The sequence below is a fragment of the Nitratireductor basaltis genome (assembly GCF_000733725.1).
Classification (GTDB): Bacteria; Pseudomonadota; Alphaproteobacteria; order Rhizobiales; family Rhizobiaceae; genus Chelativorans; species Chelativorans basaltis.
Genome location: NZ_JMQM01000002.1, coordinates 368043 through 379605 on the forward strand (window position 1 = coordinate 368043; position 11563 = coordinate 379605).

Consider the following 11563-nt stretch of genomic DNA (forward strand, 5'->3'; position numbering starts at 1 on the left):
TTGCCGGGTTCCAATGTCAGCACTGAAGCGCCCGACCCTTTTTGCCTATATAGGACGACCCGCCCGTGACAGTACCCGTGATCGCCCTCAAGAATCTTCGTTTGCGCCTTGGAGAGGGCGCTTCTTCGGTGGACGTCCTCAAGGATGTCAGCCTGCAGGTCGAAAAAGGCCAATCGACGGCAATCGTCGGTCCCTCGGGTTCCGGGAAGTCCACCCTGCTGATGGTCATGGCTGGCTTGGAGCGCGTGGATGCAGGCGAAGTGCATGTGGCGGGTGAGAGCCTGCACATCCTATCGGAGGATGCGGTCGCTGCCTTTCGGGGCCGCACCATCGGCATTGTCTTCCAGTCCTTCCACTTGATCCCGAACATGACGGCGCTGGAAAATGTGGCGGTGCCGCTGGAACTTGCAGGTCATCCAGATCCCTTCAAGCTTGCAGGCGAAGAGCTCGCCGCGGTCGGGCTGAAGGATCGCGTGACCCATTATCCCGGGGAATTGTCTGGTGGTGAGCAGCAGCGTGTGGCCATAGCGCGTGCACTCGCACCGGCGCCTGCGATCATGATTGCAGACGAGCCGACGGGTAATCTCGATCAGGCAACCGGGCGACAGATCGCCGATCTTCTCTTTGACAAGGCGCGTGAGCGGGGAACCACATTGGTTCTTGTCACGCATGACCCGACACTTGCCGCACGATGCGACCGCCAGGTTTCGATGAGATCGGGGCGCATCGAAGTGCCTCAGGCCACCCAGGCGGCGGAGTAGGCCAATGGCAGATGCACAGACTGCCACGATGGAAGGCCGCGTTGAGGCGGGTGGGTTCAAGACCCGGGGCGTTGGCGGCTTTCGTCTGGCCCTGCGCTTCGCTCTGCGCGAAATGCGCGGCGGGCTGTCCGGGTTCTTCATCTTTCTGGCCTGTATCGCGCTGGGTGTGGCTGCCATAGGCGGTGTGAATTCGGTCGCCAGCGCCATACAGAGTGCGGTCAATGAGCAAGGGCAGGAGCTGCTGGGCGCAGATATCCGCTTCGAACTGAACCAGCGGACGGCGACGGACGAAGAGGCGCAGTGGCTGAACAGCCTGGGTGAGGTCGCCGAAAGCGCGAATATGCGCTCCATGGCCCGCCTCGTGGATGCATCCGATCAGGCTCTGGTCGAGGCCAAGGCGGTCGACGCTTCCTACCCGCTCTACGGTGTTCTCGAGACCGAGCCGGCGCTTTCGCATGAGGCGCTTTTCGGCCTTCATGGTGATGTTCATGGTGCGGCAGTGGCGCCGCTTCTGCTTGACCGCCTGGGTCTGGAACTTGGCGATCAACTGCTTTTGGGCAACCAGACCTTCGAATTGCGGGCGACGATCACCAATGAGCCGGACGCGGTTTCAGACGGTTTCGGATTTGCCCCGCGCATGCTGATTTCGCTGGAGGGGCTCGAGGCCGCAGGGCTCGTGCAGCCGGGTAGTCTTGTGGAGCATACCTACAAGATCCGGCTGGATGGAAATGTGTCGGATACCGACTTGCGCGCCTTGCGTGAGGAAGCCAGTCGCCAGTTTCCCGAGGCGGGATGGAGCGTGAGGACGAGGGAGAACGCAGCGCCGTCTCTCGCTTCGAACGTCGAACGCTTCTCGCAGTTCCTGACCCTGGTTGGGCTGACCGCACTGGTGGTCGGTGGCGTCGGTGTCGCCAATGCCGTCAGGGCCTATCTCGACGGCAAGCGCACCGTCATCGCTACCTTCAAGAGCCTCGGTGCTTCAGCGGGCTTTGTCGTTTCCGTCTACCTCATCCAGATCATGATCATTGCGCTGATCGGTATCGCAATTGGGCTTGTTCTGGCGGCCTTGATGCCGTTCGCTGCAAGTGCAGCGCTGGCAAATGTCCTGCCCGTGCCCAGCGAAGCCGGCCTTTATCCGCTGGCGCTCGGCCTGGCAGCGGTCTTCGGTGTGCTGACCACGCTTGCCTTTGCGCTGCTGCCGCTGGGGCGTGCCCGCGATGTGCCGGCCACGGCGCTTTTCCGCGAAATGGGGATTGCAACAGGTCGCTGGCCGCGTCTTTCCTATCTCGTTACGTCCGCCGGGCTCGCCGCATTGTTGGCCGTGCTGGCCATCGCCTATGCCGAAGACAAGCGGGTGGCTATGGTCTTTGTGGGCGGCATGGTCGCTGCCTTCCTGATCCTGCGTCTCGTGGCGAGCGCGGTCCAATGGCTCGCACGGCGCGCTCCGCGCATTCGGTCGACTGCGCTGCGGCTGGCGGTGGGCAATATCCACCGGCCCGGTGCCTTGACACCCTCAGTCGTTCTGGCGCTTGGATTGGGGCTGACGCTTCTGGCAACGCTTGCCATGATCGACGGCAATCTGCGCCGTCAGATCTCCGGCAATCTGCCCGAAATCGCACCCAACTTCTTCTTTGTCGACATTCAGTCGCATGAAGTCGACCAGTTCACGCAGATCGTTGAGGACGAAGCGCCGGAAGGCAAGCTGATCAAGGTGCCGATGCTGCGCGGACGCATCACCGCGCTCAATGGCGTGGATGTACGTGAGATCACGCCTCCGGCTGAGGGCGGGTGGGTGCTGCGAGGCGATCGTGGGCTGACCTATGCGATCAACCAGCCGGAAAATTCCAGCTTGAGCGAAGGCGAATGGTGGCCTGCCGACTACCAGGGCGAGCCACTCGTTTCCTTCACTGAAGAAGAGGGCAAGGAACTCGGGCTCGAGCTTGGCGACACGATCACCGTGAATGTGCTCGGTCGCAGCGTAACGGCGAGGATTGCGAGTTTCCGGCAAGTGGAATGGGAAACCCTGGCGATGAACTTCGTCATGGTATTCTCTCCGAACACCTTTGCGGGTGCACCCCATGCCTGGCTGGCGACGCTTACCGATGAGAATGCGACCTCCCAAGGCGAAGCCTCGCTTCTCAATGCAGTCACGCGCAACCTGCCCACCGTGACGACGGTGCGGGTGAAGGATGCGCTGGACGTGGTCAATTCTCTGGTCAGTCAGCTTGCGACCGCCATCAGAGCCGCCGCGGCAGTGGCACTGATCGCATCTGTTCTGGTGCTTTCAGGTGCGCTGGCCGCCGGCAACCGGGCGCGGGTTCATGACGCCGTCGTATTGAAGACGCTGGGTGCGACGCGGCGGGTGCTGATATCGGCCTTCGCCATGGAATATATGCTGCTTGGGCTGGCAACAGCGGTCTTTGCGCTGCTTGCCGGAACTGCAGCCGCATGGTTCGTGGTGTCGCAGATCATGACTCTGCCCTGGGAGTTTCTCCCCGATGTCGCCGTTCTGACGATAGTTCTGGCGCTGGTGATGACGGTCGGTTTCGGCCTGATCGGAACCTGGCGCGTGCTTGGGCACAAGGCGGCCCCGATCCTGCGCAATTTGTAGTCGGGCAGGTATGGAAAAGCGTTAACCATGTGAGAACTTTGCGTTCCCACATGGATGAAGATGTCGCAGCGCTGCCGATTGCAGCACTGTGGGTCTTGTCGTGGACACAAACAGCTATCATATTTACATCACGCATGCTGGACTCCCGCCAGCGGCGAGCGGCTGATCGAGCCGACACCGGACGGGAGAGTAGCTAGAAAGAGGAATTCAATGGCTGACCTTCGCAATTACCAGGCGCGTGTGGCCACCGGCGCTCGTGCCGATGCGGCCATAGACGAGGGCCTGCGCGCCTATATGCTCAAGGTGTACAACCTGATGGCGATTGGCCTGGCTTTGACCGGCGTCGCTGCATTGGCCACCTACAACATGGCTGTTTCCGACGGCCAGCTGACCGCATTCGGCCAGCTCATCTATGCCAGCGCCTTCCGCTGGGTCGTGATCCTTGCGCCGCTGGCGCTCGTGTTCTTCATGAGCTTCCGTATCGACAAGCTGAGCGTAGCAGCTGCGCAAACCACCTTCTGGGTCTATTCGGCGCTGGTTGGCCTGTCGCTCTCCACGATCTTCCTCGTCTATACGGGCGAGAGCATCGTGCGTACCTTCTTCATCACGGCCGCATCCTTCGGTGCGCTGTCGCTCTGGGGCTACACTACAAAGCGTGACCTTTCGGGCATGGGCTCGTTCCTGTTCATGGGCCTGATCGGCATCATTCTTGCCTCGATCGTGAACATCTTCCTGGGCTCCAGCGCCCTGCAGTTCGCGATTTCCGTGATCGGCGTGCTGGTCTTTGCCGGCCTCACCGCCTATGACACGCAGCAGATCAAGGAAATGTATTACGAGGGTGACAGCACGCTGGTCGCCGGTCGCAAGGCCATCATGGGCGCGCTGCGGCTCTATCTCGACTTCATCAACCTGTTCATGTTCCTGCTCCAGTTCCTGGGCAATCGCGAATAGCAGGTTGGCATAGTCTGCTGATGAGGGCGGTCTTCGGGCCGCCCTTTTCTTTTGGTGGTGATGGTGCGAAATAGCGGCGACACCTCACGAACGAGACTTCAATGACCATCGACATCCGTCCCGCAACCTATGAAGACATACCGGCCATCACGCGCATCTACGCCCATTCCGTGGACCACGGAACCGCGACCTATGAGCTGGAAGCACCGGACGAGGCGGAGATGCGTCGGCGTTTCGATGCACTGACCGGCGAGGGCTATCCCTTCATTGTCGCCTGCGAAGGCAATATCGTGCTTGGCTACGCCTATGGTGGACCGTTTCGCGCCCGTCCCGCCTATCGCTTCATGGTGGAAGACTCGATCTATCTGGCGCCGGATGCGCAGGGGAAGGGGCTTGGCAAGAAGCTCATGCATGCGTTGATCGCCGAGTGCCGCAATCGCGGCTACCGCCAGCTCCTGGCCGTTATCGGCGATGGTTCGGAAAAGAGCCCGTCAGTGCGCCTGCACACCTCTTGCGGCTTCACCCATTGCGGCGTTCTGGTCGGCAGTGGCTACAAGCACAACCGCTGGCTGGACACCACGTTCATGCAGCTGGAGCTGAATGGCGGAAACCAGACGCCGCCCGATCCGGAAAGCGTGCCGGAGCGACATTTCCGCAAGAGCGACCTCGCCAAGGCCTGATACTCAGGCCACGTCGAGCATGATCTTGCCGATATGGTTGCTTTCCTCCATGTGCTCGTGAGCACGCCATGCCTCGGTCAGCGGATAAATCATGTCCATGACCGGAGCGATCTTGCGCGCGGCGAGGAGTGGCCAGACATGGGCTTCCAGCTCATTGGCGATCCGGCCCTTGAATGCAGTGGAGCGCGGGCGCAGCGTCGAGCCCGTATGGGTTAGCCGCTTGACCATGAGCCTGGAGAAATTCACCTCGGCGGTTGCACCACCCAGAAATGCGATCTGCACGATGCGGCCGTCGAGTGCAGCAGCGGAGTAGTTGCGGTTCACATAGTCGCCACCGACCATGTCGAGGATCACGTCCGCGCCGCGGCCGTCGGTGACCTCCTTGACCACCTCAACGAAGTCTTCGGTCTTGTAGTTGATGGCCCGGTCCGCGCCGAGTTCGGTGCAGGTATTGCATTTTTCGTCCGAGCCCGCAGTGGTGATCACTTTCGCACCGAAGGCTTTTGCAAGCTGAATTGCCGTCGTTCCGATTCCCGACGATCCGCCATGGACCAGAAATGTCTCGCCTTCCGTCAGGCCGCCGCGCTGGAACACGTTGTGCCAGACGGTGAAGTAGTTTTCGGGAAGGCCGGCGGCTTCGGTAAAGGTGAAGCCGTGGGGCAGGGGAAGGGCGTTGGACTCATGCGTCAGGCAATATTGCGCGTAGCCGCCGCCGGGCACCAGAGCAGTCACCTCGTCGCCCACCTGCCAGCGACGCACATTCGGGCCGCAGGCGGCAACGGTGCCTGAAACTTCGAGCCCGGGCAGATCCGATGCGCCCGGGGGCGGTGGATAAAGGCCCTGTCGCTGTGCAACATCCGGCCTGTTTACACCCGCTGCCTGCACCTTGATCAATATCTCGCCCTCGCCCGGACGCGGTACGGCACGTTCCACCGGCTTCAGCACGCGCGGGCCGCCGGGCTCGCTGATTGCTATGGCGGTCATCACATCTGGCAGGCTGGTTGCGGACATGGGGCGATCCTTGCATTGCTGGCAGGCGAACGCGGTGCCAAACTGGCACCACAATCGGTTCGGATTGAATCGTGCGATCAAGCCTATTTATGGTGCAAGCTGCCGCTCGGCAAATGGAGGAATGAGAATGGCAGAGCCTGATGATGAAACCACCCGGAGCGCGCGGCGTTTCCAACCGGGACAGGACCTCTACGGAATTTCCATCGACGAGCTTCAGCAGATTGCCGCCGTCCTGAAGGAAGAGATCACACGCATCGAGCGGGAGATTGCCTCACGTGACAGCACGAAAGCCGCGGCCGAAGCGCTTTTCAAAAACGGCTAGGCGTGTCACCAGCCTGCTGTACGCGACTCACCCTTGAAGTTCACCCACATACTGCCAACCCTCCGCCTGACTGGCACAAGCGAAACGGACCAGCCATGATTTCTTCTATCGGCCCCATCGTAGCTCTCCTGTTTGGCACTGCATTCCTTCTCAGTGCTTCCGGTCTGCATGGCTTGCTCCTGCCGCTGCGTGGTCAGATCGAAGGTTTCTCGCCCGCATCGCTCGGCCTGCTTGGTACCGCCTGGGCGGGCGGCTTCATCGCAGGGTGCTATCTGGCACCGCGCCTGGTGCGGCGCGTTGGACATGTGCGGGCCTTCGGTGCCTTTGCGGCTGGGGCTGCCATCATCGCACTGCTGTCGGGCATGTTCATCGACCCGATCTTCTGGTTCGTCCTTCGGGTTGGTACCGGTTTTGTCATGGCAGGTGCATTCATGGTGATCGAGAGCTGGCTCAACGAGCGCGCCACGAACGAGACGCGCGGCAGTGTCTTTGCCATCTACATGATGGTAACCCATGCGGCGATCATGGTCGGGCAGATGGTGGTGACGCTGGGTGATGTCTCGAACGCCATGCTCTTCATGTTCACCGGCATCTTGTTCTGCCTGGCGCTTCTGCCTACCGCCATCTCCACCGCGATCACGCCTGCACCGCTGGCCGATGTATCCATAGACCTGAAGGGACTTTACGCCAATTCGCCCGTCGCTTTCGTGGGTTGTCTCCTGATTGGCATCGCCAATGGTGCATGGGGCACGCTTGGCGCCGTCTACGGCGCGGAAGTGGGAATCAGCACGCTCGAAATCGCGATCATGATGAGTATTGCGGTTCTTGCTGGGGCGCTTGCCCAGCTCCCCGCCGGTCGCCTGTCCGACAGGACGGATCGCCGTTACGTGCTGGCCGCAGCTGCCGTCGGTTCAGCCCTTGTTGCAATCGTCATCTTCGCCATGGCGCCGCGCTCGGGCTCGATCATCATCGCACTCGTCGCGTTCTATGGGCTGCTTGCTTACACGCTCTATTCAATCGTCGTCGCACACGCGAATGACCATGCCGATTCGAGTGATTTCGTGAAGGTTTCGAGCGGGCTTCTTCTGCTTTATGGAGCGGGCACCATGGCCGGGCCGATCCTTGCGGGTGTCATGATGCAGTTCCTGCGGGCGGAGAGCCTGTTTCTTGTGACAGGTGTCGCGCATCTGGGGGTTGCCGGCTATGCGCTCTTCCGCGTTGCTCAGCGTGCGCCCGTGCCGGTTGAAGAGAGGGAAGCCTTTACCGCACTTCCCTCGGAGCGCACCGTCACGCCGCAAACCATCGTTCTTGATCCGCGCGTGGATGAGGACGAGCAGCAGCTTTGAAAGCCATCTGTCATACAGGCGTGTAAAGACCGCGATACGGGTGGCGCACCGCGGTCAGAAGTTCCGGGCAGCCAGGTGCCCGGAATGGTTGGCTATGTCAGTGGTGAGTATGCGGTTTCCGCAGGGTTTCAAGCTGGTCCTTGATCGCCAGCTTGCGCCGTTTGAGCCTGGCTATTTCAAGCTCGTCCACCGAGGGATGCAATAATGCTTCGTCGATTTCACGCTGAAGATCTCCGTGCTTGCGCTGCAGTTCTTCAAGATGTGAATCAAGCGACATGGTAGGCTCTCCTTCCGTTCCTCGTGGTCCGTCTGAACGCCAACCCGCCCCATATCAGACGGTAGGAAGCAACTGTGCCATTCGTGTGGCCGCTTGTCGAACATTCAGTGGTAGGATTCCGCTCGTCGGCAAAATGTGATATGGGGCCATGGCCCGCGCGGCGAACCGAGCTGCAGGCGGGCTTTCAGCACCGAGCGGAGCTTTTCGACCGTGAACCATTCGGAACAGGAACAGGCCGACATCCGGCTGGAATTTGCCCGCCTAAAGCAGGAACATGCGGATTTCGATGCGGCCATCAACGCGATGATGTCGACAGGCTGCGACCCGCTTCAGATCCAGCGCATGAAGAAGAAGAAACTGTCGCTGAAGGATCGTCTGCAGGAGCTGGAAGACCAGATCATCCCGGACATAATCGCCTGACCTCGCATTGACGGGGCGGCTTTTGCACAGGCTTCATCTGTGGCAATCGCTTTCGTCTGAACGTCCAGACATTTGCGTGACGCTCAAAATGCGCTAGAGCGATCTGCAAATTCGGGCGGATGAGGATCATCATGAAGCAAAGCGATGTCGCCATCATCATGGGCAGCCAGTCGGACTGGGCCACGATGCGCCATGCCGCCGAAACGCTTGATGCGCTGGAGATCGGGTTTGATGCGCGCATTGTTTCGGCTCATCGCACCCCGGACCGTCTCTATGAATTTGCCAAGGGCGCTCGCGGGGAAGGCTTCAAGGTGATCATTGCGGGTGCGGGCGGTGCAGCCCACCTGCCCGGCATGGCCGCCGCACTCACACCGCTGCCGGTCTTCGGCGTGCCTGTTCAAAGCAAGGCGCTGTCCGGTCAGGATTCACTCCTTTCCATCGTGCAGATGCCGGCCGGAATTCCGGTTGGGACCCTGGCGATCGGGAGAGCCGGTGCGGTGAATGCCGCATTGATGGCAGCCGCCGTGCTCGCCCTCAATGACGAGGCGTTGGCTGACCGGCTTGATGCCTGGCGCGCGAAGCAGGCTGCCAATGTCGCGGAAAAGCCGGTGGATGACGCATGAAGAATATGCTTCCTCCCGGCAGTGTGATCGGAATTGTGGGGGGCGGGCAGCTTGGGCGGATGCTCGTGACCGCTGCCGCGCGGCTGGGCTACCGCACCGTGGTTCTCGAGCCGCAGGAAGACTGTCCCGCCGGTCAGGTGGCAGGTGAGCTTATCGCGACGGCTTATGACGATCCTCACGGCCTGAAGCGGCTGTCGGAGGCAAGTGACGTCATCACCTACGAGTTCGAGAATGTTCCGGTCATAACGGCCCGCAGTCTCGCCGAAGCGACGCCTGTCTATCCGCCGCCGGAGGCTTTGGAGGCCGCGCAGGATCGATTGGCCGAAAAGCTCTTTCTCAACTCCAGCGGCATCGAGACCGCGCCATTCAAGTCCGTGGACGATCAGGCAGGGCTCGAAGCTGCGCTGAAGGCTTTTGACGGCAATGGCGTGTTGAAGACGCGGCGATTCGGCTATGACGGCAAGGGACAGCGCGTCTTTCGCAATGCATCTGTCGATGACGCCAAGAATGTCTTTGCCGAAATGGGCAATGTGCCCCTCATACTGGAAGGCTTCGTGCATTTCGAGCGAGAGATCTCCGTCATCGCGGCCAGGGCGGTGGACGGCGCGGTTGCAAGCTATGATCCGGCGGAAAACATCCACCGTGACGGCATCCTGCACCAGTCAATCGTTCCGGCAGCCTGCAGCGCCGATACGGCAGTTGCAGCACGCAGCATTGCAGAGCAGATCCTGACGTCGCTGGATTATGTCGGGGTCATCGGTGTCGAGTTTTTCGTTCTTCCAGACGGGCGACCGATCGTGAACGAATTTGCACCACGCGTTCATAATTCGGGTCACTGGACCGAAGCCGCGTGTAGCTGTTCGCAGTTCGAGCAGCATATTCGCGCGGTTGCGGGCATGCCGCTGGGCACCACGCGGCGCCTTGCGGACTGCGAAATGGAGAATTTCCTGGGCGCGTACGAGCATCGGCTGCCGGATTTGTCGCGCGAGCCGGATGTCGTGCTCAATCTCTACGGCAAGGCCGAAGCGCGGCCCGGCCGCAAGATGGGTCATTTCACGCGGCTGAAGCGAAAGGCGGACTGACCTGCGTCAGGGGTTGCACGACAGATCGCCTTCCTCGCACTCCCCCGCCTTGCGCAATTGTTCGGTGCGCGCCTTTGTCAGGTCTTCCAGACAACCCGCCCGCACCGTGGGGTAGATCGAACCCGTGCGGCTTGAAAAGGTGCGGAAGTCGCATTCCGCATCGCGAAACCTGATCCAGGCGCGCTGAGCATCACGCAGGGCGTTCCGCAGATCCTCCTGTTCGGCATAACCGGCTACAAGCTCGCCATAGGCTTCATTCAGCGCCTGGTCTGCCTCTTCAAGGCTTTGAGCCGTGCACTGGTTCATCTCTGCCTGGGTGATCGCATTGCTGCAATCCAGTGCTGCTGCGGGGGTGAGTGTGGAGAGCAGGAGTGCTGCACAGGCAACGAAGCGGAAAGACATGATAAAAAATCCCGGTTTCACATAAAGCAAGCAATCGGATCTGAAGTGCGTGACCATTAAAGCCGGTTTGCGGGCCGGGGCAAGCTTGACAGGAGGGGCGTTGCTCCGTTAAAGCCACATGCGAATTCAGGCGCGCCCGAAAACCAAGGCGCGCTTTGTTGTAAGGCGCTGGCCACGGCCAAGTGCCGCGTGGCTGATGGACAGGCAGAACAATGAAGATCAAGAACTCGCTCAAGGCGCTCAAGACCCGCCATCGTGAAAACCGCATGGTGCGTCGCAAGGGCCGTATCTACATCATCAACAAGTCCAACCCGCGCTTCAAGGCGCGTCAGGGCTGATGCTGCGGCTGGCATTTTTGCCGGCCTGATTACGTAGATTTGACTTTTTTCGGACATGAGGGGCGGCTAGGCTGCCCCTTATGTTTTTCTTGCGCGCCATATTCGCTGCTTTTCTGCTTGTGGTTGTCCCCGCACCTATCGCTCATGCGCAGGGAACGGGTGAGACCGAGGCTTCCCTTTCGCCGGCCGAGCGCCTCGAGGCGCTTTATGCGCGACTGCGTGCGGAGCGGAATGAAGCCGCTGCACGTCGCGTTGCAGAGCAAATCCGAGATGCATGGGCCAGCCAGGGCGGCGAAACCGCCGAACTTCTGATCGATTGGGCGCAAAGTGCCGCGCGTGAAGACAAGTTTCATGTGGCCCTCGATCTCATCGATCAGGTCACGCTTCTCTATCCGGGCTACGCCAACGGATTCAATGCCCGTGCGACGATCCATCTGATGCGCGGTGAGATGGGGCAGGCGATGGCGGATTTCTACCGTGTCCTGTCCATGGAGCCCCGGCATTTCGAGGCCATGGCGGGCGTGGCCGGCATCTTGCGTTCGCAAGGTCTGGAAGAGCAGGCACTCGGCATCTATCGGCGCATGCTTGAAGTCTATCCAATGCAGCGCAACGCACAGCGCGCGCTTATCGATATCACCGACGATCAGACAGATGAGCGGCTTTAGCAGCGCCCAATAATTGGTGCCAAAGAAAAACGCCGGGCTGAACCCGGCGTTTTTTGATTCGGCAACACTGCTGC

14 protein-coding genes are annotated in these 11563 nt (G+C 60.7%); 11 read left to right on the forward strand and 3 right to left on the reverse strand.

What is annotated here, in order from left to right:
* The first annotated feature begins 65 nt into the window (after positions 1-65).
* The 4 genes from EL18_RS14150 to EL18_RS14165 all read left to right on the forward strand — a co-directional run bounded on the left by EL18_RS14150 (position 66) and on the right by EL18_RS14165 (position 5003).
* Positions 66-761: an ABC transporter ATP-binding protein gene (locus tag EL18_RS14150; protein ID WP_036485649.1), complete on the forward strand. Its 696-nt coding sequence runs from the start codon at positions 66-68 to the stop codon at positions 759-761.
* Positions 762-789: 28 nt separating this feature from the next.
* Complete coding sequence (locus EL18_RS14155; protein ID WP_051914385.1) at positions 790-3372, forward strand: ABC transporter permease; 2583 nt, start codon at positions 790-792, stop codon at positions 3370-3372.
* A gap of 210 nt (positions 3373-3582) precedes the next feature.
* Positions 3583-4323: a Bax inhibitor-1/YccA family protein gene (locus tag EL18_RS14160; RefSeq protein ID WP_036485651.1), complete on the forward strand. Its 741-nt coding sequence runs from the start codon at positions 3583-3585 to the stop codon at positions 4321-4323.
* Positions 4324-4424: 101 nt separating this feature from the next.
* Positions 4425-5003, forward strand: coding sequence for a GNAT family N-acetyltransferase (locus EL18_RS14165; RefSeq protein WP_036485652.1), 579 nt, complete (start codon positions 4425-4427; stop codon positions 5001-5003).
* A gap of 3 nt (positions 5004-5006) precedes the next feature.
* On the opposite strand, the gene EL18_RS14170 is transcribed toward EL18_RS14165, so the two are convergent.
* Positions 5007-6014 (reverse strand): NAD(P)H-quinone oxidoreductase, encoded by a 1008-nt coding sequence (locus EL18_RS14170; protein WP_244444608.1) that lies wholly within the window; start codon positions 6012-6014, stop codon positions 5007-5009.
* A 127-nt stretch (positions 6015-6141) separates the two neighbouring features.
* Here EL18_RS14170 and EL18_RS14175 point away from each other — a divergent pair, with 127 nt between their 5' ends.
* Both EL18_RS14175 and EL18_RS14180 read left to right on the forward strand, forming a co-directional pair.
* On the forward strand, positions 6142-6336 hold the full coding sequence (locus EL18_RS14175) for a DUF1192 domain-containing protein (RefSeq protein WP_036485654.1): 195 nt from the start codon (positions 6142-6144) through the stop codon (positions 6334-6336).
* Between the two features lie 95 nt (positions 6337-6431).
* Positions 6432-7682: an MFS transporter gene (locus EL18_RS14180; protein ID WP_036485656.1), complete on the forward strand. Its 1251-nt coding sequence runs from the start codon at positions 6432-6434 to the stop codon at positions 7680-7682.
* 97 nt (positions 7683-7779) lie between these two features.
* On the opposite strand, the gene EL18_RS14185 is transcribed toward EL18_RS14180, so the two are convergent.
* Positions 7780-7959 (reverse strand): YdcH family protein, encoded by a 180-nt coding sequence (locus EL18_RS14185; RefSeq protein ID WP_036485658.1) that lies wholly within the window; start codon positions 7957-7959, stop codon positions 7780-7782.
* A gap of 210 nt (positions 7960-8169) precedes the next feature.
* On the opposite strand from EL18_RS14185, the gene EL18_RS14190 reads away from it, so the two are divergent.
* The 3 genes from EL18_RS14190 to EL18_RS14200 all read left to right on the forward strand — a co-directional run bounded on the left by EL18_RS14190 (position 8170) and on the right by EL18_RS14200 (position 10084).
* Positions 8170-8379, forward strand: coding sequence for a YdcH family protein (locus EL18_RS14190; RefSeq protein WP_036486423.1), 210 nt, complete (start codon positions 8170-8172; stop codon positions 8377-8379).
* Between the two features lie 131 nt (positions 8380-8510).
* A complete protein-coding gene (purE, locus tag EL18_RS14195; RefSeq protein ID WP_036486425.1) occupies positions 8511-9002 on the forward strand; it encodes a 5-(carboxyamino)imidazole ribonucleotide mutase in 492 nt (163 codons plus the stop codon).
* Positions 8999-10084 (forward strand): 5-(carboxyamino)imidazole ribonucleotide synthase, encoded by a 1086-nt coding sequence (locus EL18_RS14200; protein WP_051914303.1) that lies wholly within the window; start codon positions 8999-9001, stop codon positions 10082-10084. The genes purE and EL18_RS14200 overlap by 4 nt, the downstream gene beginning before the upstream one ends.
* A 6-nt stretch (positions 10085-10090) precedes the next feature.
* On the opposite strand, the gene EL18_RS14205 is transcribed toward EL18_RS14200, so the two are convergent.
* Positions 10091-10486, reverse strand: a complete 396-nt coding sequence (locus EL18_RS14205) for a lysozyme inhibitor LprI family protein (protein WP_036486438.1) — start codon at positions 10484-10486, stop codon at positions 10091-10093.
* A gap of 212 nt (positions 10487-10698) precedes the next feature.
* Here EL18_RS14205 and ykgO point away from each other — a divergent pair, with 212 nt between their 5' ends.
* The gene (gene ykgO, locus EL18_RS14210; protein ID WP_007008283.1) at positions 10699-10824 is read left to right on the forward strand and encodes a type B 50S ribosomal protein L36; all 126 of its coding nucleotides are present in this window, start codon (positions 10699-10701) and stop codon (positions 10822-10824) included.
* 80 nt (positions 10825-10904) lie between these two features.
* Positions 10905-11489, forward strand: a complete 585-nt coding sequence (locus EL18_RS14215) for a tetratricopeptide repeat protein (RefSeq protein ID WP_036485669.1) — start codon at positions 10905-10907, stop codon at positions 11487-11489.
* The last annotated feature ends 74 nt before the right edge of the window (positions 11490-11563 follow it).

Coding starts and splice junctions, on each gene's coding strand:
- EL18_RS14155 (WP_051914385.1), top strand. CDS start 790: ATGGAAGGCCGCGTTGAGGCGGGTGGGTTCAAGACCCGGGGCGTTGGC.
- EL18_RS14160 (WP_036485651.1), top strand. CDS start 3,583: ATGGCTGACCTTCGCAATTACCAGGCGCGTGTGGCCACCGGCGCTCGT.
- EL18_RS14165 (WP_036485652.1), top strand. CDS start 4,425: ATGACCATCGACATCCGTCCCGCAACCTATGAAGACATACCGGCCATC.
- EL18_RS14170 (WP_244444608.1), bottom strand. CDS start 6,014: ATGTCCGCAACCAGCCTGCCAGATGTGATGACCGCCATAGCAATCAGC.
- EL18_RS14175 (WP_036485654.1), top strand. CDS start 6,142: ATGGCAGAGCCTGATGATGAAACCACCCGGAGCGCGCGGCGTTTCCAA.
- EL18_RS14180 (WP_036485656.1), top strand. CDS start 6,432: ATGATTTCTTCTATCGGCCCCATCGTAGCTCTCCTGTTTGGCACTGCA.
- EL18_RS14185 (WP_036485658.1), bottom strand. CDS start 7,959: ATGTCGCTTGATTCACATCTTGAAGAACTGCAGCGCAAGCACGGAGAT.
- purE (WP_036486425.1), top strand. CDS start 8,511: ATGAAGCAAAGCGATGTCGCCATCATCATGGGCAGCCAGTCGGACTGG.
- EL18_RS14200 (WP_051914303.1), top strand. CDS start 8,999: ATGAAGAATATGCTTCCTCCCGGCAGTGTGATCGGAATTGTGGGGGGC.
- EL18_RS14205 (WP_036486438.1), bottom strand. CDS start 10,486: ATGTCTTTCCGCTTCGTTGCCTGTGCAGCACTCCTGCTCTCCACACTC.
- ykgO (WP_007008283.1), top strand. CDS start 10,699: ATGAAGATCAAGAACTCGCTCAAGGCGCTCAAGACCCGCCATCGTGAA.
- EL18_RS14215 (WP_036485669.1), top strand. CDS start 10,905: ATGTTTTTCTTGCGCGCCATATTCGCTGCTTTTCTGCTTGTGGTTGTC.